This is a genomic window from Sphingomonas sp. Leaf208 (assembly GCF_001421415.1).
In the GTDB taxonomy this organism is placed as follows: Bacteria; Pseudomonadota; Alphaproteobacteria; order Sphingomonadales; family Sphingomonadaceae; genus Sphingomonas.
In genome coordinates this window covers 172,593-193,640 of record NZ_LMKH01000012.1, presented here as the reverse complement: position 1 = coordinate 193,640, position 21,048 = coordinate 172,593, and the positions used below count along the sequence as shown (strand labels likewise).

15 protein-coding genes are annotated in these 21,048 nt (G+C 65.8%); 7 read left to right on the top strand and 8 right to left on the bottom strand.

What is annotated here, in order from left to right:
- Positions 1 to 59 precede the first annotated feature (59 nt).
- The 3 genes from ASE69_RS07025 to ASE69_RS22550 are packed head-to-tail and all read left to right on the top strand — an operon-like array spanning position 60 to position 2,518.
- Positions 60 to 734, top strand: a complete 675-nt coding sequence (locus ASE69_RS07025; protein ID WP_056484704.1) for a response regulator transcription factor — start codon at positions 60 to 62, stop codon at positions 732 to 734.
- Positions 731 to 2,050, top strand: coding sequence for a sensor histidine kinase (locus ASE69_RS07020; RefSeq protein WP_200924139.1), 1,320 nt, complete (start codon positions 731 to 733; stop codon positions 2,048 to 2,050). The genes ASE69_RS07025 and ASE69_RS07020 overlap by 4 nt, the downstream gene beginning before the upstream one ends.
- A 6-nt stretch (positions 2,051 to 2,056) precedes the next feature.
- On the top strand, positions 2,057 to 2,518 hold the full coding sequence (locus ASE69_RS22550) for a hypothetical protein (RefSeq protein ID WP_200924138.1): 462 nt from the start codon (positions 2,057 to 2,059) through the stop codon (positions 2,516 to 2,518).
- Positions 2,519 to 2,600: 82 nt separating this feature from the next.
- On the opposite strand, the gene ASE69_RS21270 is transcribed toward ASE69_RS22550, so the two are convergent.
- The 5 genes from ASE69_RS21270 to ASE69_RS06985 all read right to left on the bottom strand — a co-directional run bounded on the left by ASE69_RS21270 (position 2,601) and on the right by ASE69_RS06985 (position 9,517).
- Positions 2,601 to 3,254 carry an outer membrane protein gene (locus ASE69_RS21270; RefSeq protein ID WP_082452960.1) on the bottom strand — a complete coding sequence of 218 codons (654 nt, stop codon included), beginning with the start codon at positions 3,252 to 3,254 and terminating at the stop codon, positions 2,601 to 2,603.
- 233 nt (positions 3,255 to 3,487) lie between these two features.
- Complete coding sequence (locus tag ASE69_RS07000; protein ID WP_056484697.1) at positions 3,488 to 6,712, bottom strand: efflux RND transporter permease subunit; 3,225 nt, start codon at positions 6,710 to 6,712, stop codon at positions 3,488 to 3,490.
- Between the two features lie 3 nt (positions 6,713 to 6,715).
- Positions 6,716 to 7,870 carry an efflux RND transporter periplasmic adaptor subunit gene (locus ASE69_RS06995; RefSeq protein ID WP_056484695.1) on the bottom strand — a complete coding sequence of 385 codons (1,155 nt, stop codon included), beginning with the start codon at positions 7,868 to 7,870 and terminating at the stop codon, positions 6,716 to 6,718.
- Positions 7,867 to 9,129 carry a TolC family protein gene (locus ASE69_RS06990; RefSeq protein WP_056484693.1) on the bottom strand — a complete coding sequence of 421 codons (1,263 nt, stop codon included), beginning with the start codon at positions 9,127 to 9,129 and terminating at the stop codon, positions 7,867 to 7,869. Before ASE69_RS06990 ends, ASE69_RS06995 begins: the two co-directional genes overlap by 4 nt.
- Positions 9,130 to 9,184: 55 nt before the next feature.
- Positions 9,185 to 9,517, bottom strand: coding sequence for a hypothetical protein (locus ASE69_RS06985; protein ID WP_156362217.1), 333 nt, complete (start codon positions 9,515 to 9,517; stop codon positions 9,185 to 9,187).
- Between the two features lie 244 nt (positions 9,518 to 9,761).
- Here ASE69_RS06985 and ASE69_RS06980 point away from each other — a divergent pair, with 244 nt between their 5' ends.
- The 4 genes from ASE69_RS06980 (at position 9,762) to uxuA (ending at position 16,523) form a co-directional block, all read left to right on the top strand.
- Positions 9,762 to 10,514 (top strand): dienelactone hydrolase family protein, encoded by a 753-nt coding sequence (locus ASE69_RS06980; RefSeq protein WP_056484689.1) that lies wholly within the window; start codon positions 9,762 to 9,764, stop codon positions 10,512 to 10,514.
- A 510-nt stretch (positions 10,515 to 11,024) separates the two neighbouring features.
- Entirely contained in the window at positions 11,025 to 14,291 is a 3,267-nt protein-coding gene (locus ASE69_RS06975) for a TonB-dependent receptor (RefSeq protein ID WP_056484687.1), read from the top strand.
- A 153-nt stretch (positions 14,292 to 14,444) separates the two neighbouring features.
- On the top strand, positions 14,445 to 15,242 hold the full coding sequence (locus ASE69_RS06970; protein WP_082452958.1) for a FadR/GntR family transcriptional regulator: 798 nt from the start codon (positions 14,445 to 14,447) through the stop codon (positions 15,240 to 15,242).
- A 108-nt stretch (positions 15,243 to 15,350) separates the two neighbouring features.
- Entirely contained in the window at positions 15,351 to 16,523 is a 1,173-nt protein-coding gene (gene uxuA, locus ASE69_RS06965) for a mannonate dehydratase (protein WP_200924137.1), read from the top strand.
- Between the two features lie 9 nt (positions 16,524 to 16,532).
- Here uxuA and ASE69_RS06960 read toward each other — a convergent pair whose 3' ends face one another.
- The 3 genes from ASE69_RS06960 to xylA all read right to left on the bottom strand — a co-directional run bounded on the left by ASE69_RS06960 (position 16,533) and on the right by xylA (position 21,041).
- Positions 16,533 to 17,333 carry a FadR/GntR family transcriptional regulator gene (locus ASE69_RS06960; protein WP_082452957.1) on the bottom strand — a complete coding sequence of 267 codons (801 nt, stop codon included), beginning with the start codon at positions 17,331 to 17,333 and terminating at the stop codon, positions 16,533 to 16,535.
- A gap of 145 nt (positions 17,334 to 17,478) precedes the next feature.
- A complete protein-coding gene (locus ASE69_RS06955; RefSeq protein WP_056484686.1) occupies positions 17,479 to 19,620 on the bottom strand; it encodes a pectate lyase in 2,142 nt (713 codons plus the stop codon).
- A 113-nt stretch (positions 19,621 to 19,733) separates the two neighbouring features.
- Positions 19,734 to 21,041 carry a xylose isomerase gene (xylA, locus tag ASE69_RS06950; RefSeq protein WP_056484684.1) on the bottom strand — a complete coding sequence of 436 codons (1,308 nt, stop codon included), beginning with the start codon at positions 21,039 to 21,041 and terminating at the stop codon, positions 19,734 to 19,736.
- Positions 21,042 to 21,048: the final 7 nt, after the last annotated feature.

Here is a 21,048-nt window from a genome sequence, read left to right as displayed (position 1 = left end):
TGGTGGGAACGCGTAGAGCGGCGGTTCGGCGTCGCGGCCCGTCTTCATAAGGTCCCTTGGTGAGAATCCTGATCGTCGAAGACGAAGTCGAATTCGCTGCGGCATTGTGTCGTTCTCTCACCCGAGAACGCTTTGTCGTCGATCATGTCGATCGGTTGACGATGGCCCGGGAGGCGGCGCGGTCGGTGGCCTATGATCTCGTCCTGCTGGACAGGACCCTGCCGGACGGCGACGGGCTCTCGCTGGTCCCGTCGCTGCGAGCCGGCAATCCCGGACTTTCCATCATCGTGCTGAGCGCGCGCGGGGAAATATCGGACCGCGTTGCCGGACTGGACGAGGGCGCCGACGACTATCTCATCAAGCCGTTCGCGCTCGAGGAAATGTTCGCCCGCATTCGCGCGGTCAGGCGTCGTCCCGCGGACTTGGCCGTCGAGGAAATCGGGGTGGGCGCGCTCGTCTTCGATGTCGCCAACGACGAGGCCGTCGTTGCAGGCGTCAGGCTCGACCTCGTCCGGCGCGAACTTCGCGTCCTTGCGACCTTGGTCAAGCGTCGCGGCAGAACGGTGCTGCGGGAGTCGCTCGAGCACGCGGTGTACGGGTTCGATGACGAGGTACAGTCGAACACGCTCGATTCCCACATATCGCGTCTTCGTCGAAAGCTGGCCGAGGCGGGTGCGGGAATCGAGATCCACGCGATCAGAGGCGTCGGCTATTTGTTGAAGGCGTCGTCGTGAACGCGCGGCCACCGTCGCTGAAGCGCGCGCTGATCGTCAAACCGATGCTGATCCAGTTCGCGACGCTGACCATGATGCTCTCGGTGATCCTCCTCGTGTTCATGCGGATGAGCAGCAACGTCGCGTATACCGAGGAGACGATCACCGGCGTCATCGCGCAGTCGATCGTTCGCCACGCCGATGGCCGAATGACGTTGCGCCCGACACCGGGACTGGCGCGACTGCGCGCGGAGACGCCCGGTCTCTGGTTCGTCGCGGAAGACGATCGCGGGCGCAACGTCACCCTTGGCCAGGTACCGCCGCCATACGCGCATTTCGGTGGCGCGCTGCACCGGCTTTCCTACATGCAGATCCGGGACCGGGCGCCACCCTATGGGTTGTCCGCAGTCATTCGACAGGAGGTTTCGCCGGCGGGTAAACTCACGATCCTTGCGCACGGCAAGCTGACCGAGCTGACGGTCTCGATACTCATCGCGTCCAATCTCTTCAGCATCCTGGTCATCGTCCTGCTGGCGCTGGTCTCGCTGGTGGTCACGCCGTGGATCGTCAGGCGATCGCTCGCGGGGGTGAACCGGATCGCAGAGGAGGCGGGACGGATCGATGCCCATCGTCGCGGCTGGCGGCTGGGCGAACACCAGGTGCCGACCGAGATCCTGCCGCTGGTTCGCGCGGTCAACGACGTTCTGCGGCGCCTCGACGAGGGATATGAGCGACAACGGCGGTTTATCGCCTCGGCCGCGCACGAGTTGCGCACGCCGATCGCCATCCTGCGGATCAAGGTCGACGGCGCGGACGAGGCGGCGACGCGCAGCCTTGGCAGCGATGTGCACCGGCTCGCCAATCTGGCCGAGCAACTGCTCGATCTCCAGCGTCTGGATGTCGCCCGCGAGCAGGCCGACGTCGATCTCGTATCCTTGGTAACACGCGTCGCCGCCGAGCTCGCGCCGCTACTGATCGCCGCGGATCGCACGATCGAAGTGGTGATCGTGGAACCGCGCACGATCTGCGGCGACGCGGGGCCGATCGAGCGCGTGCTGACGAATTTGGTGCAGAATGCGATCGAGCATGGTGGCCGTCACGTGATCGTCCGCGTGCTGGGCCATGGGTTCGAAGTCGAGGACGACGGCATCGGCATACCGATCGAGGAGCGCAAGCGCGTGTTCGAGCCCTTTCACCGCCTGAAGCCGAGATCCACGGGCGCCGGCCTCGGCCTGAACCTAGTGCGGCAGGTGGTCGAACTGCACGGCGGACGCGTGTCGATCCTCGCGGCACCGGTGAACGGCACGGTGGTGCGGGTCGAGTTTCTCGATCGATAACGGTGCTTGGCCGAGCCATACACACGCAATGTTCGCCCCGCATCTGACCGCATCGGCAAGATCAGACCTGAGCTGGACACGCCGTCGGCAGACATCGGGGTATCTATGATGACATTGTATTTTCTGACGCCAATCCTGCGCATAGTGGTGCCGATCGTGACCAGTATTTTACTGGTCGTCGGCTTGAACGGTTGTGCAACGCTCGAGGAGCGACGCCGTGTATCTCTGGCGCAGGATATCGATACCTGTGCCAGCTTTGGCGCGGCGCATGGGTCCCCGGACTATACGGGGTGCATGCTGACTCAACAGCAACGCCGTGACGCGCAGGGTGTCGAGGCCTTGGAACGGGCTCGCCTCGCCACCGAGATCAACAAGACGATGCAGGACATGGCCGACAGCCGGATCCGGAACTGCGAGCGTCAGCGGAAGCATGACCGCCCCGGCGCGCGACGAAGGACGTGTGCCTGATCCGCCACGGTGAGCCTCTTCCGTCGGCCCTTGGTGATCGCCACAGCGGGTCACCAAGGGCCGACGGGTATTTACACGAGGATCAGAAGCCGGCGTTGATGCCGAACAAGACCTTCGATGTCGTCAGACCATTTCCATAGTCGATCTTGTCATATTCGGCCCGCAAGAACAGTCCGGAATACACGGCCGTCTCGATGCCGCCGCCAAACAGGAAGCCATTCTCGGTACCTTTGGCTTTCACGTCGCTGGTCGGGACGGCGCGAAAATCGGTCTTTTCGCGACCCCGGAGCAAACTATAGCCGACGCGGCCGTACAGCAGTATCTGTGGTTCCACGAGTAATCCTGCACGGCTCGAAACATCGAGCGACCAGCGCGGTTTCAGAGTGTAGACGCCCAATGCCTCGTCGGCCAAGAGATTGGTATCGCCGCGTCCAATCGCAACTTCGGACCCTATGACGAAGCTTTGGCCCACTTCGTTATCGTATCCCAAATGCAGGCTATACCCAACGTCGTCTTTCCTGCGATCGATGACAGAGGATAGGAGTGGCAGGTCATAGTGAACCGTCGTTCGTCTCCAGTCGGTATCGGCACCGATCTTGAAGCCGCTGAATCTCGGCTCAGCAGGCGTGTCCTGGGACTTCATCTGTGTTGGCTCCGGTGCCTGCTGTCGGACTTGCGCCGTGGCAGGCAGGGGCATCGCCGCGAATATACTCGTGACCAGGTATGTGATCTTCATCGAACGCCTTCCATTTGGTCTGGATCAGACCGCACGAAGACTTTGTCCGCCGAGAATTGCGCAGGCATTGTGCGTTGGTCAGGCGCGCGAGGGCGGACGGTACTTTACACGCTGGAGCGCGGCAGTGACGTTGTGCCAGTGTCGGGAACAGGCGCAGTTCGACGTCTACCGCGATCTCGTCGTCGCCGAGCCCGACCTCATCCCGCAACTCGGCGACTAGATTGCGAGCAGAGCTATCCCGATGATGTCTGCGTTTGCACCGTCGGAGCATCCGAACCTTCTAATCTCGCCGTCCATGCGCCGAAGCGGGCGTAGAGCGTCGGCAGGACGAACAGCGTCAGCAGCGTGGCCGAGATCAGGCCGCCGATCACTACGGTCGCGAGCGGTTTCTGCACTTCGGCGCCGGCGCCGTGCCCGAGTGCCATCGGTACGAAGCCGAGGCTTGCGACCAGTGCCGTCATCGCCACCGGCCGAAGCCGGGCGAGCGCGCCGTCGTGCGCGGCGCAAGCCCTGTCCATGCCGCGTGCCATCAGGTCGTGGATCGACGAGACCATCACCAGCCCGTTGAGTACGGCTATGCCCGACAGCGCGATGAACCCGACCGCGGCCGAAACGGAGAACGGCATGCCGCGAACCACGAGCGCAAGGACGCCGCCGACCAGCGCGAGTGGCACGCCGGTGAACACGATCGCCGCGTCGCGGACCGAGCCGAGCGCGCCGTAGAGCAGCAGCATGATGACCGCGAAGCAGACCGGCACGACGAGCATCAGGCGGTCGCGCGCGGAGGCGAGGTTCTCGAATTGTCCGCCCCATTCGACATAGGTTCCCGGCGGCATCGTCACCTGCGTATCGATCGCCGCACGCGCGTCGGCGACCACGCCCGCGACGTCGCGATCGCGGACGTTGGCCTGGACGACGACGCGGCGCTTGCCGTTCTCGCGGCTGATCTGGTTGGGTCCATCGACGACCGCGATGTCGGCGACGGTCGACAGCGGGACGAACCCGTCTGCCAAGGTCGGGACGGGGATTTGCGCGACCTGGGTAAGGTCCGATCGCGACGCTTCGGACAGGCGGATCACGACGGGGAAACGTCGGTCGCCCTCGAAGATCATGCCGGCCTCGCGTCCGCCGATTGCGGCGGCCACGGTGTCCTGCACGTCGCCCGCGGTGACGCCGATGCGTGACATTGCCATGCGGTTCGGGCGGATGTCGAGCATCGGCAGGCCTTCTGTCTGCTCGACGCGGACGTCGACCGCGCCACGCGTCTTGCGCAGGACATCGGCGATACGGTCCGCGGCGGCGTTCATGCCGCCGAAGTCGTCGCCGAAGATTTTCACCGCGATGTCGCCGCGCACGCCCGCGATCAGTTCGTTGAAGCGCATCTGGATCGGTTGGGTGATCTCGTACGCGTTGCCGGGCAGCGTCGAGAGCTGCTGCTCCATCCGCGCGACGAGTTCTTCCTTTGCGAGGCTCGGGTCGGGCCATTCCGCCTTGGGCTTCAGGATCACGAAGGTGTCGGTGGCGTTCGGCGGCATCGGATCGCTGGCGATCTCCGAGGTACCGGTGCGCGAGAAGGCGAAGCGGACCTCGGGTTGGCGGGCAAGGACCTTCTCGACCTGGAACTGCATCGCCTGGCTCTGGTCGACCGAGGTGCCGGGGATGCGGACCGCCTGGACGAGGATGTTGCCTTCGTCGAGCTGCGGCAGGAACTCCTGGCCGAGCGTGGTAAAGGCGATTCCCGCCAGCGCCAGTGCGCCGATGGCGATGCCCAGCGTGATGCTCGGGCGGCGCATTGCCTTGCCGAGACCCGGTTCGTAGCGTCGGCGCAGCCAGCCGATGATCCGGCTTTCTTTCTCGTCGACGGTTCGGCTCAGTGCGATCGCGATCGCCGCGGGGACGAAGGTCATTGACAGGACGAAGGCGAAGACGAGCGCGATGATGACGGTCAGCGCCATCGGTTCGAACATCTTGCCCTCGACGCCGGTGAAGGTGAGCAGCGGCGCGTAGACGAGGATGATGATCGCCTGGCCGTATACCGAAGGGCGGATCATCTCGCGTGCCGATGCCGCGACTAGATCGAGTCTTTTTTTCAGGGGTAATGGCTCGCTGCGACCATGCTGTGCCTCACCCAAACGACGCAGGGCATTCTCGACGATGATCACGGCGCCGTCGACGATCAGCCCGAAATCGAGCGCGCCGAGGCTCATCAGGTTCGCCGACACGCCGGCCTTCAGCATGCCGATGCTCGTCAGCAGCATCGTGATCGGGATCACCAGCGCGGTGATCAGCGCGGCGCGGAAATTGCCGAGCAGCACGAACAGCACGACGATGACCAGCACCGCGCCTTCGGCAAGGTTGCGGGCAACGGTCGCGATCGTCGAATTGACGAGCTCGGTGCGGTTGAGCACTGGCTTCACCACGACGTCGATGGGAAGCGCCCGGCCGATCTCCTGTAGCCGCGTGCCGACACCGGTCGAGACGGTGCGGCTGTTCTCGCCGATCCGCATGACTGCTGTGCCGACGACGACTTCGTGGCCGTTCTCCGACGCCGAACCCATCCGCAATGCCTGGCCGGTGCGGACGGTGGCGATCTGGCTGAGCAGGATCGGCACGCTCTCGCGCGTCGCGACCACGGTGCGTGCGAGCTCGTCGGCGTTGCGGATCCGGCCGTCGGCACGGACCGCGAGGCCTTCGCCGTTGCGGTCGACGATTCCCGCACCCGCGCTGGTGTTGTTGCGCTTGAGCGCGGTGGCGAGGTCCTGGAGCGTGATCTTCATTGCCGCCATACGCTGGATATCGGGGACGACGAGATACTGCTTGGTATAGCCGCCGAGGCTGTCGACCCCCGCAAGGCCCGCGCTGCTCTTCAGCTGCGGGGTGACGATCCAGTCCTGCACGGTGCGCAGATACGTCGCCTTGTCGGGTTCGCTGACGAGGTGGTCGCCTTCCGGCGTGATGTAGCTGCCGTCCTTTTGCAGGCCGGGCTCGCCGTTGCGGTGGCGGACCTGGTCGAGCTCGCGGTACTCGACCGTCCACATGAAGATGTCGCCGAGACCCGTGGCGATCGGTCCCATCTCGGGCACCACGTCATCCGGCAAATCCTCCTCGGCGGTGCGCAGCCGCTCTGCCACCTGGGCGCGGGCGAAGTAGATATCGGTCTTCTCGTCGAACACCGCGGTGACCTGCGCGAAGCCGTTGCGGCTGAGCGACCGCGTGTAGTCGAGGCCGGGGATGCCGGCGAGCGCGGTCTCGACGGTGAAGGCGACCTGTTTCTCGATTTGGTCGGGCGACAGCGCGGGCGCGCGGACGTTGATCTGGACCTGGTTGTTGGTGATGTCGGGGACGGCGTCGATCGGCAGCCGCTGGATGGCGAACATTCCGGCGAGCGCGGCGGCGAGCGTCAGCAGGAGGACGAGCCAGCGCTTCTCGACGGCCAGCGTTACGATACGCGAGAGCATGGCCTAGTCCTCGTCCTTCGCCGCGCCCTTGCCGAGTTCGGCCTTGAGCGTGAACGAGTTGGTCGAGGCGATGCGCTCCTCGCCGGTGAGGCCCGCGGTCACGGTAACCGCGCCGCCATTGGTGCGGCCGAGCGTCACCGGCGTCGCCCGGAAGCCGGTCGCGGTCCGGACGAACACGTGCGGCCGGTCGCCGATCATCTGCACGGCAGCCGAGGGCACGGCGATGCTGCGGTCGCCGCTGGCGGGGAGAAGCACCGACACGCCGACATTCTCGCCGACGCGCCACAGGCCGCCCGCATTGTCGATCGTCGCGATCACGGGGACGAGGCGCGTGGTTTCGTCGAGGATCGGCGAGACGAAGGTCACGCGGCCATCCTGGCGGCGGCCGGCGGACGTGACTTCCACGCGGGCACCCGGCTTCACGCGGCCGGCATCCGCGGGAACGAGCGACATCGTCACCGACACCTTGGTGAGGTTGGCGACGTGGAAAATTTCGGCATCGGCCGCGACCTGTTGCCCCAGCGTAGCCGACCGGGCGATCACCTGGCCGGCAATCGGCGCGCGCACCGCGATACGGTTGAGCGCACCGCCGCCGCCGCCGGTGGCCGACAGCTGCTGCCGCGCGAGTCGGAGCGCGATGTTGGCTTCGGTTGCGGCGGTTCGGGCTGCGACTAGGTCTTGCTCGGGTGAAACGCGCTCAGCGAACAACCGCTGTTCGCGGCGTAGGTTCGACTGGGCAAGCGCGGACCGCGCACCGGCCGCTTCGACCTCGGCATTGAGCGACGCTGCCTCGCGGCTCTCGATGATCGCCAGCGTCTCGCCGCGGCCGATCGGCTGGCCGAGGTTGCGGGTGAGCGAGACCAGCCGGCCGCCGATCGGCGCGGCCACGACCTGGACGCCCTGCGGATCGCCCTCGATCGTCGCGGGCAATTCGATCGCGCCGGTGACGCCGCCGACGGTCGGGCGCGTGACCTCGATACCGGCGTCGGCGATCTGCTGTGCCGACAGGGTCACGACCGTGGGATCGCCGGAAGCCTTCTCTCGATCCTCGCCTGCCACCGCGTTGGCAGAGGGCGCCGGGTCGGGGGAGGGGCCACAGCCTGCGAATGCCAAGGCGGCAGCGGCAGGCGCGATCGCGCGCAAAATCGTGCGGTTCATCGGTCGGTGTCCTTAGCAATCGGCGCTTCGGCAGTCAGCCGTTCGAGGCGCGCGCGTGCGTCGTGATAGGCGGCAAGCGCGTCGATCGCCGCCGTCCTGGTGTCGAGAAGCGTCCGCTCGGCATCGAGCAGGTCGAGTTGCCCGAACTTGCCTTCGCGGTAGCCGATGCGCGCGATCCGCGCCGCCTCCACGGCAGCGGCGAGTGCAGGCCCGGTCGCGTTGCGCGCGGTCGTCGCTGCGTTCGCCGCCTCGGCTCGCGTGGTCGCGATGTCCTGCTCGGCATCTAGCAACGCCACGCGGCGCAGCGCGTCCGACTGGTCGCGCTGCGCATCGGCAACGGCGATAGCCGATCGGCCGCTGTTGAAGACGGTCAGCGGGATCGAGACGCCAAAGACGGCGGCGGTGTCGTTGGTCTGCTCGAGCCGTCGGGCGCTGGCGCTGAGCGTCAGGTCCGGCACGCGCTGGCTTCGCGCGAGCCGCACCTGCGCGGTCGCGGTGTCGAGATCCGCGCGGGCGGCCGCGGCGATGAGTGTGCCCGTCGGGCCGGATGGCTGGAGGGGGTTGAGCGCGTCCACCTGCTGGAACCAGGAGTTGTCGAGCGCGCCGACCGGCATTCCAATAAGCCGGGCAAGGTTCGTCGCGGCGACGGCGGCTGAACGGTCCGCACGTTCCAAGGCGCCCTCGGCGGCAAGGCGCGCTACGTCTGCGCGCTGTTCCTCCAGCGGTGAGGCGCGCCCCGCCTGCACCCGGACCTTGGCGGCGCGGAGCACTTCGGCGGCAATCCCGACTTGATCGCGTGCGACCGCTACACGACGTTGCGCGGCCATCCCGACGACGTATGCTTGCGTGACCCGCAGTCGGAGGTCGGCGCGCGCGATCGCTGCTGCGATACCTGCGCGGCCGATCTGCGCGTCGGCGAGTGCCATCCGGGCCTGCCGCTTGCCGCCGCGTTCCAGGGGCAGCGCCAACCCCAGCGTCGTTTCGGACGAGCGCAGGCCGCGATAGATCCCGGACCCTGCGACGTTCTCGGTCTCGGCGACGATCGACGGGTTCGGCCGAAGCGCCGCGACCCGGCGCTGGGCCTTGGCGGCTCGAACGCCGGCGGACGCAGCATCCTGGAAGGGCGACAACCCGCCGGCGCGGCCAAGCGCCTCGGCGAGCGTTAGGACCGGTTCCGCTAAAACCGGCGGACGGGTCTGGGCCTGCAGCGACGATGCGCAGGCGCCTGCGGCCACGATAGCCGCGAAAATACGATGCATGGGAATGCTCCTGACGAAGTAGACGCAGGCGCGCATCGCGCACCCGATCGACGCGTCAGGCCCGGGGCGGTCTCAGCGCAGTATCGGCGCTCCGCCCGACCAGCGCCGCGCCGTCGAAGGACACGAGCGTGGCGCCGGCTGGACCGGTTATGCCGTCCAATGCGTCGGAGTCCGGCGCGCTCATATGGTGCGCGTGGCAACTGCCGTGATGATGCGGATAGCCCTTGTCGGCATCGGCCGCGACCTGATCGCCATCGCTATCGATATGCAAGGCAGCTTCGTACTGGCTGGTCTCGATGCAACCGCCAACCTCGGCCGCATGCGCCAGCCCGACCCAAGTGGTCAGTACGAGCATCAGACAGGCAAGGAAGGGCAGGAGCCTACGCATCGCCGACCGAATAGCAGATGCTCGCGCCGCTGTAACCGGCACTGTGGCGAAGTGGCGTTGGAGCAGGCGTGACGCTTGGACACGAGATGCGTGGCATGGCGGGTATCGACCGGACCCATCTCGCCAAGTTCCGATCGAACCATCGACACTGGCCGCGTGCATTGGCGGCGTACGCCGAATTTCCCGTGAACGAGCCCCGGCGATGCGGTAGCGCGGCTGAGCAGCTCTATCGGGATACCGCGCCATGATCATCTCCAGCGACGAATTCGTCGACCTGCCCTCGGCCGATGGCGGCGTGATGCGGGTTCATGTGTTTCGTCCGGCGATCGAGGGGCGGTTTCCCGGGGTTTTGCTGTTCTCGGAAATCTATCAGGTGACGGCGCCGATCCGGCGACTGGCGGCGTATATCGCGGGGCACGGCTACTGTGTCGCGGTCCCCGAGGTGTATCACGAGTATGAAGCGCCCGGGACCGTGCTGGCGTACGATACCGCCGGTACGGATCGCGGCAACGCGTTGAAGATTGCCAAGCCGGTTGCGGCGTTCGATGCCGATGCGACCGCCGGGCTGAATTTTCTGGCTGGGCACGCGGCTTGTTCGGGGCGGCTCGCGACGGTCGGCGTGTGCCTGGGCGGGCATCTGGCTTATCGCGCGGCGCTCGATCCACGGGTTAAAGCGGCGGCGTGTTTTTATCCGACGGATATCCATGCGGGATCGCTCGGGCTCGGCAAGGATGACGACAGCCTCGCGCGGATGGCGGACCTGAAGGCCGAAATGCTGTTCGTCTTCGGTCGCGCCGATCCGCATGTGCCGTTTGCCGGCCGGGCACTCATTCGCGCGCGCCTGGAAGAGGTCGGTGCGCGCTATGAATGGCATGAGGTCAACGCCGCGCACGCGTTCCTGCGCGACGAGGGGCCACGGTACGACGCGGCACTGTTCGCGCAGGCGACCGGGTGGATGTTCGCATTGTTCCAGGGGGTTCTGTCTGCCTCCTACTGAGGGTCCAGCGCCTTGTGTACCGGTAGCGATCGCGTGATTTTGCTATTGAAAGACGGCTGTCTGACGGGTGTGCCCCGGTTGGACTGAGCCGTTCTCTGCGACGCTTCGTCCGTAAACCGTCGATGGAGCGATTTATGAATTTGCGACACGATGACGATGCGCGTTCGGCGGTCGTACCACGACTTAACCCGCTGAAAAGTCGCTGAAGACTGTCCAAGGCCTCGAACCGGTAGAGCCGACCCCGTAATATTGGCCTAACCGAACCACCTTGACTCGTCGACCAATAGCAGTGAGATAGCGCTATCAACGGACCTGCATAGACAGGCGTGACGAGGAATGGGGATGGCTTTTAACGCTATTGATGTCGCATGCCCGTCGGCCAGTTGGTCGAGCCGGTGGAGTACGTCGCGCAGTAGCTAGCGCCCGATACCTGACGTTTTTCAAGCTTTCATAACAACGAGACGCTTCCTGCCGCCAGTCGGACAGCGAGGTTCCAAGAGGATCCTGAACATGACGCCTTTCAAAATGGCCCCTCGTCTTACGCGCGCTGCGCTCTTGTGCGCGACGACCATGGTAGCGCTGTCGGCGACCGTTGCGGCGGCGCAGACCATTCCGCCAACGCAGGACCCTGCACCCGCGGCGTCGCAAGGTGCCGCGCCCGCCGCCGCCGGGCCGACCGCGCCTGCCGCGTCGCCAGCCGCGGCCCTGCCTGACTCCGACCAGACTCCCGGCACGATCGATGCGGCCGACAGCGGCGACATCGTCGTTACCGGCTATCGTTCGAGCCTCGCCAAGTCGACGAACGCCAAGCGCGCAGCGACCGGCTTTACGGATTCGATCTTCGCCGAGGACATCGGCAAGTTCCCCGACACCAACATCGCCGAATCCTTCAACCGGATCCCCGGCATCACCATCACGCGCGACGTGACCGGCGAAGGTACGAACGTCGCGATCCGTGGCCTCGGATCGAACTTCACGAACGTCACGCTCAACGGCGCGACGATCGCGGTGGCGTCGTCGGGCGCAACCGATGCGCAGGGCACCGATCGCTCGGTCGATCTCAGCTTCTTCCCGACCGACCTGTTCACCAAGCTGACCGTCAACAAGAGCTATACCGCGGACCTGCTTGAAGGCGGAGCGGCGGGTAACATCGACCTTCGTTCGGCGCGGCCGTTCGATCGCGCGACCTCGTTCCTGGCGTATAACGTGCAGGGTACGAAGCAGTCGCCCGAGGACCGGATCGGTGCTCGCGGCTCGCTGATCGGCAGCTGGCGCGGTGACAAGGTCGGTATCCTCGCAGGCGTGTCCGCCCAGCGCCTGTTCACCGACACGCGCGGGTTTGAGACGATTGGCTATACCAATCCAGCGCTGACGACGCCCAACGGCATCGCCGGTACGACCAACGGCGTTCAGAACACGCCAACCGCTGCGCAGACACTTGCTGCCCAGTGCCGTGCCAACAATGCGAGCTGCAACGGCACCGGGGGCGGCAACTGGACCATCCCCGGGTTGGTCCCGGCCGGCGCTGGTGCCGGGTTGGTCGCCGGCACGGTGATTAATCAGGATTTCCTGCTCGCGAACAACCCAGGTGCGACGATCCAGCAGATCGACAACGCACTGCTGCCGCGGCTCGGGCGTTCGACCAGCATTCGCGGTCCGCGTGACCGTATCAACGCGATCATCAGTGCCGAATGGCAGCCGTCCGATACGCTGCACTTCTACGTTGATGGTCTGTACGGCTACAAGAAGAACGACCTGACGCGCGAGAACATGGCGTGGATCGTCCGCAACGGCGCGATCATCCCGACCAACCTGACGTTCGACAAGGCGGACTGCACGATCGGCTGCGTCGTCACCGGCGGGACGTTCGCCAACGCGCAATTCTTCAACGAATTCCGCCCGTACACCGAGACGACGAAGCTCTTCAGCATCAACCCCGGCGGCGAGTGGGAAATCTCCGAAACGCTCAAGCTGAACCTGCAGGGCAATTACGCGCGCTCGACCTTCCACCGCGAGAACCCGTCGGTCGGCCTGACGACCCCGCTGGGTGTCGGCAACACCGTGACCTATTCGAACGACGGCAGCGGCATCCCGACGATCCAGAGCGCGCTGGACCTGAACGATCCGGCGAATTTCGGCTGGAATCCCGGTAGCCGCGTCAACATCTCCGACGAACGCCGGCTCAACAAGAGCAAGGGCGCGCGCGGCGACCTGACCTGGGGCAAGCCAGCCCTCAACCTGAAGGTCGGCGGCGCGTTCGACGACGTGTCGCGCCGGATCAGCAGCAACGACAACAGCCAGGCCTACCAGAACGCCGTTTGCGGCAATAATCCCAGCGTGTTCGTCGCCTCGCCAAATTCGCAGCCGCCGTGCGAAGGCCTGAATGCGCCGGGCGTGATCCCCGCCGGCTACCCGACCTATCCGGGCTTCGGCACCGGATCGACCACGGGCATGACCGGCCCGGTGACCTATGGTGGCTCGCTCGTTCCCAACTCGGCGGCCCCAAGCTACCTGACACCAGGCCCGGCCGGTTTCGTGACGGTCGACTGGCCGAAGTTCGCAGCCGCAACCAACTATGACTTCTACCACGACAATTCGCCGGAAAGCGGTGCGTCCACCACGGGCGCAAGCGGCGGCGGCATTCGCGAAGTTGTGAAGTCCGCGTTCGCCACGGTGAACGGCGAGCAGGACCTTGGCGGCAACATGCTGCGGTTCAACGTCGGCGTGCGCTACGTCAACACGATCCAGACGATCACGGGTCGCGTGTCTTTGCCTGATCCGCGCAATACGACCGCGACCGGAGTCGCGTTGCCAGACGGTAGCCGCTATCCCAACCTCGTCAGCATCGTGTCGACGCGCAACGTCTATTCGAAGTGGCTGCCCGCAGCGACCTTCGCCTATGACGTTAGCGAGCATGCGGTAGTCCGCGTCGCCGGGTCGCGTACCATGACGCGTCCCGATCCGTCGGCGCAGCTGCCGGGCGTGAACTTCGGCGCGCCATCGGCGGATCAGGCGTCGATCGGCAACCCGGCGCTCGAGCCGTACATGTCGACGAACATCGATCTGGGCTTCGAATATTATACCGGCCGCGAAGGCGTGGTCAGCTTCAATGCGTTCCGCAAGTCGATCAAGGGCTTCACGAACACCGCGATCAGCACGGTTCCGTTCTCGAACCTGTCGCAATACGGGATCACCTACGACACGCTGAATCCGACGCAGCAGATCGCGATCAACTCGCGCGGCGGCCCCGGCACCGCGCAGGTCCAGGTCACGTCACAGGTCAACGTGGCTGACAAGCTGACCATCAACGGGCTCGAATTCCAGTGGGTCCAGCCACTCGACTTCCTGACCAAGAACATCGGCATCACCGGGTTCGGCTTCAACGCCAATGCGACGGTCGTCGACCAGACCAGCAAGGGTGCGGCAACCGCGTTCGGCGTGGCGCCGTTTACCTACAACATCACGGGCTATTACGAAAAGCACGGGGTCATGCTGCGGGTGTCGACCACCTCGCGCGAGGGCTCGCAGAACAGCGGTGCGGCGCAGAATGGCATCCCGGCAGCGGCATTGTTCGGTACGGACTATACGACCTACGACTTCTCGTCGTCGTTCGATCTGGACAAGATCTTCGGCCTTGCCGGGGCGCCTCAGCTGACGGTCAATGTTGCGAACTTCACGAACGCGACGTTGCGGTCTTACTTCCAGTTCGAGAATGCGACCTTCACGCAGTACAAGCCGGGCCGTCAGTTCCTGGTCGGCCTGCGCGGCACCTTCTAGTCCGTGCGCGAGCGAGGCGGTCTCGACGGGATCGCCTCGCTCTATCTTTCTTGCGTTCCGCGTTGGTTTCGCTCGAATAATTGGGCCATGCCCGTTCCACTCGACACGCTGCCGTACTAGTATGAATACGCAGACATTAGATTGGTAAGTCCAGTGGCAAAGCCCGCCTCCCAGAACGCGCTGTTCGCGGTCGGAAAATACGACGCTCCAGCGAACGACCGCTTGTACCAGCGGCTGGCGCGGCGGCTGTTCGAGGAACTAGTCGCGGGTACCTACGCGATCGGCGATCGGCTGCCCGCCGAACGCGAGCTGGCGATCGGCTACGGCGCCAGTCGCCCGGCGGTGCGTGAAGCCCTCATCGCCTTGGAAGTGCAGGGATTTATCGAAGTCCGTGTCGGCTCCGGAGCGTATGTCTGCCGGCTGCCGGGGCAGGGCGAAGAGCCGGGTTTCGCGATTACTGCGTTCGAACTGACCGAAGCGCGGATCATGTTCGAGGGTGAGGCGGCAGCGCTCGCAGCGGTCCAGATCACCGATGCCGAGATCGACCTGCTCGACGGACTGGTCGAGGCGATGACGACCGAGAATTTGCTAACGGAAGTCACCGAGATTGCCGATCGCGATTTCCACATGGCAATCGCCAAGGCGACGCGGAATTCGGGCGTGGTTCGGACGATCGAGGATCTGTGGCATTTGCGCTCGACGTCGCCCGAATGCGCGCTTCTCCATGCCAAGGCGCGCAACGCCAAGGTGCGGCCGGTCGTCGCCGAACATGCTGCAATCGTTGATGCTTTGCGCGCGCGCGACGCGGCGGCGGCGCGTGGCGCGATGCGCGCGCACCTGACGTCGGTGATGGATCACCTCCTGTTCCAGACCGAAGAGATGGCAATGGAACAGGCTCGACTGGCGCTTGCGACGACTCGCCAGCGTTACGGCGGCGTCCCGAACAATTGATCCATATGGTGACCAAGCGCATATAGGTTGTCAGACCAATTCGATCGTTGCTATCGACAGTGTGAGCATGTGGCTGCACCGCCATGGGAAAACGGGGATGAGCGGCTGATGAAGATGACCCAGACCATGCGCTGGTTTGGCCCGAACGACCCGGTGCCGCTAAACGCCATCCGCCAGGCCGGCGCGACCGGGATCGTCACGGCACTGCACGAGGTCGCCAATGGCGACGTGTGGACCGTCGACGCCATCGCCGCGCGTCGCGTGATGATCGAGGACGCGGGGCTCGACTGGAAAGTGGTCGAGAGCCTGCCCGTCGTCGAGGATCTAAAGCGGCGTTCGGGCGACTGGGATCGGCTGATCGAGGCCTATGTCGCCAGCCTGCGGAATCTGGCGGGGCAGGGCATCGAGGTCGTGACCTATAATTTCATGCCGTTGCTCGACTGGACGCGGACCGACCTGAGCTGGGCGTTGCCGGACGGCGCGCGCGCGTTGCGCTTCGAGCTGCACGCGCTTGCCGCCTACGACATCCATATCCTGCGCCGCCCGGGCGCCGAGCAGGACTACACCCCCGATGTCGCCGCCATCGCCGCCGAGCGGTTCGCGGCGATGGACGATGCCGCGCGCGCGACACTGGAGCGGACGATCATCGCCGGGCTGCCGGGGAGCGAGGAGAGCTTCAGTTCGCCGCAGTTGCTCGAGCAAATCGAGACCTACGCCGACATCGACGCGTCGCGGCTGCGCGAGAACCACGTCGCGTTCCTGGAGGCGGTGTGTCCAGTCGCCGAGGCGGAGGGCATCCGGCTGGTAGTGCACCCCGACGATCCGCCGTTCCCGATCTTCGGCCTGCCGCGCGTGGTGAGCACCGAGGCGGACGTCAGCGCGCTGTTCGCGGCGGTGCCGTCGGTCGCCAACGGGCTGTGCTTTTGCAGCGGATCGTTCGGCGTGCGCGCGGACAACGACCTGCCGGGGATGGTCCGGCGGCTCGGCGAGCGCATCGGCTTCGTGCATCTTCGATCGGTGCAGCGTGAACCCGGTGGCGCGTTTCACGAGGCGGCGCATCTGGAGGGCGATGCGAACATGCCCGCGATCATGACCGAGCTGGTCGCGTTGCAGGCACGGACCGGGCGGTCGCTGCCGATGCGCCCCGATCACGGGCACCAGATGGTGGACGATCTCAACAAGCGGACCAATCCCGGCTATTCGCTGATCGGCCGGCTGCGCGGGCTGGCGGAACTGCGCGGACTGGAAACGGGTATCGCGCATGGTCGGGACGCTGCGTAGGAACCGAGCCTACCGCGTCATCGCCAGTTGCGTATCGTCGAGCGCCAGGTCCACCAGCTTGCGCATCGCCGCGTTGGCGGCGGTGGGGTCGCTCGCGGCGATCGCCTCGTACACGCGGACGTGATCGGGGATCGGGTTGCGCGGCAGCGACCGGGTGCGCTGCTTGAACTGCGTCGTCCAGCTTACCGCCGCGCCGATGCTCGCGCTCAGCACGACGAGCGCGTCGTTGCGGGTCGCCTGCAACACCGCGTTGTGGAACTCGCGGTCCGCGGCACGGCCGGCTTCGGTGGCTAGCGTGTGGCGCCGCATCGCGGCGAGCGACTCCTTCATCACGGCGATGTCGGCACGATCGCGTCGCTCGGCGGCCAGCGCGGCAGCGGCTGGCTCGACGATCGCGCGCAACTCGAACAGTCCGCGGACGAAGTCGATGTCGGGCTCGCCGGCAAAGGCCCAGGCGAGTACGTCCGGATCGAGCAGGTTCCAGCGACTGCGCGGCAACACACGGGTGCCGGTTTTGGGCCGACTTTCGACCAATCCCTTCGCCATCAGCACCTGGACCGCCTCGCGGTAGGCGCTGCGCGACACGTCCAGCGCCTCCGAAAACGCGACTTCGCCCGACAATGTATCGCCCGGGAGATACTCGCCCGACAGGATCGCGGTGCCCAGCTTGTGCGCGATCGCACCGTGCAGCCGCCGTCCCGTACCGCGTGGCGGGCGTGGCGGCGTCGCGCTTTCCGACGGTATCGCCGCGTCCGACGCGATTGGCGTATCCGACGACGGGCTCGTCTGATCGGGATTGAAGTTCGTCATTGGTAAGCTCCCATCACCAAGGTGATAGCCGCGTGACAATCGCGAGACGATAAGAGATTTTCTGTCCTGGGGCCCAGAAGGCGCGGATTCGGGCCGAAATCGATACACCGCGGCATAGTGCGACACGCGTGGGCGGCCGCGATCATCAGGGCTTCTTGTCCTCCGGCCGGACGCCGCTGTGGTCGATCACGCTGCGCGCGGCGGCTGGCCATGCATCGCCCTCGACCTTGATATTGTCGACCGACCGGTTGTTCAGATAGTCGGTCCACGACCCCTGGAGCCGGCCGGAATTATACCAGTTGCCGATCGCCAGATTGTCCAGCGCAGTGCGTTTCGGCGCGATGAAATCCTGCGAGTTGAGGTTCAGCCAGACGCCGCCGACGCGGTCGATCACATTGTTGCGGATCGTGACGTAGCGCGATCCCTCGTCGAGGTAGATCGCAATCCCGCCCGCACCCGTGACGTCGGCGATGTAGTTGTCGGCGATCAGCGCGCCCGGATCGGCGGACAGATGATAGATCGCGCCGCCATCGGGAAACCACTGCTTCACCCGGGTCACGCGGTTGCCGACGACGACCGTGTCGCGCAGCGTCGTCGGCGTATCGTAGACCAGATTGCCCGGCTGGTCGTAATAGCCGCGCTGCTGTCGCCAATATTCCGCGCTGCCGCCGGGGTCGTTCGTGCCCCATCCCCAGCCGATGTCGATCCCGTCATACGGCGCGTCCGACACGTCGTTGTTCGCGATCACCGTCCCCGACGCATAGGTGACGAGGATCGCCGACTGCTCCTTGTAGTCGCGCGATACGCTGGCGATCCGGTTGTCGCGGATCAGAATGTCGCGCAGGCCCATTTCGGGGCGCGAGGGATGGTGCGCGTCGGGACGAATGCCGCCGACCATGATCGCACCGCCGGCGAGGTCGCTGAAGCTGTTGCGCGTCACCTCGATCGCCGCCGCGCCAAGCCCGACGCCGCCATCGTTCGCGTCCGCATTGTTGCCGATGCCGAGCGCGACCTGCCCAAGTTGCGAGAACTGGTCGTCGTCGAAAACGATACGGGTCGCGGCGGCCACTTGCACTGCGGCGGGCTGCTGGTTCCAGCGGTTGCGCATCGCCTCGAACGCGGGGCATCCCCAGCTGCAATCGCGGATCGGATCGGCGGGATAGCCGGTCACGTCGCCCGCCAGATAGGCACCGCTCTGCTGGCTCGCATAGCCTTGCGGGCCCGACGGCTGCAGCCAGCTGGTGTGGCGAAATGCGAGGTGGCGGAACTGGAGGTCGCGGACCGGTCGATCATAGCTGCCGCCGATCGAGACGAGCCGTTCGAGTATCGGCATCACGACTTTGGCGCGGCGCATGTCCTCGCCCGGCAACGGCTTGTAATAGAGCAGCCCCGCCTTGGGATCGACATACCATTGGCCAGGCTCGCGCAGGAAGGCGAGCGCATTGACCAGGAACAGGCGCGCGACCTCGGCCGAGACCGGCCGAGCAATGGTGTCGTAGCCGATCAGGTTATTGCGCCAGCCCGGCTGTTGCATGACGATGCGCGCGCCTTCGATCGATCCCGCCGCGACCGATCCGCCTTCGATCCGGTCGACGACTGCGTGGCGGTGCGTGAACCAGCTCATGCCTTCGATCTCGATACGGCGCTGGTCGGGGAGCGAGGCGAGTTCGCGCCACGCCGGGTCCTTGATGTCGAGGCCCCAGGTCTGGAACGTGACGGCGGAGCGCGGGATCTCGATGCGGGCGTGGCTGGCGAGCCGCTCGTTCACCGTCAGTTGCCGCGGATCGGCGCCCTTCGGCACGGCGGCGGACCAGATGCCCTTCGCGCGATCGGCGAGCCGCCACCCGTCGATCGGCATGCCGCCCGACAGGACCGGACGCGTGCCGGGCTCGCCTTCCCAGCGAACGGTGAAGCCGTTCTGGCCGCCATCATTGGCTGTGAAGCGGAGCGGTGCGGTCAGCCGATAGCTGCCCGGCGCGATCCGCACGGTGACGTCGTGATCCGGGTTGAGACGTCGCACCGCGGCTTGCGCGCGCGCGGGTGTCGCGAACGGATGCGCGGTCGATCCGTCGCCTGCGTCGGATCCGTTCGGCGACAGGTGGAGCACGACCGGCACGGGGGCGGGGCGGTTTGGGATGACGATGTGATGGCGCGCAGGCGTTGCCGGCGGTGCGATCACCGGAAAGTTCGGTTGTGGCGGAAGCTGCGCGAGCGCGGGGGATGGCTGAGCTGCGACCCCCGTCGCGATCAGCACCATCGTCGATACCGCGCGTGTCAGGGTCGGCATCGCGTCTCTCCCGGTCGGTCAGAATGTCGCGAGCGCCGGCCGCCGAGGCGCATCATCGCGCTGTCGGGACGTGCCCGATCCTACGCCGGAGCGCAGGATCGGGCGGTCGTCGATCAGAGGACGCGGTTGATGAGGTTCTCGATCCGCTCCTGCTGGCCCGAGACCGGCTTGGGATCGATGCCGCGCTCGATCGCGAGGTCGGCGATCCCGGCGAGGTCGAGCCCACCGATCGCGCCACCGAACTCGCCGTCCCAGCCGGCATAGCGCTTGGTCTTGATCGCATCGATCCGGCCGTCTTCGATCAGCTTGGCGGCGTTGAGCAGGCCCTTCGCGACGACGTCGATCGCGCCGACATGACCGTAGAACAGGTCGGCCGGGTCCATGCTCTGGCGGCGCACCTTGGCGTCGAAGTTGAAGCCGCCGGTGATGAACCCGCCCGCGCGGATGATCTCCAGATTGGCGAGCGTCAGTTCCTCGACCGAGTTCGGGAATTGATCGGTGTCCCAGCCGTTCTGCGGATCGCCGCGGTTGGCGTCGATCGAGCCGAAGATGCCGAGCGCCGCGGCGGTCGCGATCTCATGCTCGAACGTGTGGCTGGCGAGTGTCGCGTGGTTCGCCTCGATATTGACCTTGACCTCGTTCTCCAGGCCATAGCGCTTGAGGAAGCCATACACCGTCGCGGTGTCGAAGTCGTACTGGTGCTTGGTCGGCTCGAACGGCTTCGGCTCGATCAGGATCGTGCCGGTGAAGCCGATCTTGTGCTTGTGCTCGACGACCAGGCTCAGGAAGCGGCCGAAATTGTCCAGTTCGCGCTTCATGTCGGTGTTGAGCAGCGTCTCGTAACCCTCGCGACCGCCCCACAGCACGTAGTTCTGGCCACCGAGGCGGTGCGTCGCCTCGAGAGCATCGCGGACCTGCATCGCGCCGAACGCGAACACTTCCGGATCGGGGTTGGTCGCGCCGCCGGCGGCAAAGCGCGGGTGGCTGAACAGGTTGGCGGTGCCCCAGAGGAGCTTCCGACCCGAAGCTGCCTGGAGCTGTTCGAGATGATCGACCGCTTCGGCGAAGAACTTCCGGTGCTCGGTGATGTTGGCGGCGTCGGCCATCACGTCGACGTCGTGGAAGCAGTAATAGGGCACGTCGAGCGTCTTGAAGAACTCGAACGCGACCTCGCGCTTCATCGCCGCGGCGGCGCTGTCGTTGGCACCGCGGTGCCACGGGCGATCGAACGTGCCGCCGCCGAACACGTCGGAGCCGGGCCAGCAGAAGGTGTGCCAGAAGCACGCGGCGAAGCGGAGGTGATCCTCCATGCGCTTGCCGAGGACCATCTTGTCCTTGTCGTAGAAGCGGTACGCCAGCTCGTTGGTGCTGTCGGGGCCCTCATATTTGATCTGGGGGATATCGGCGAAGAAGTCGGACATCGGGATT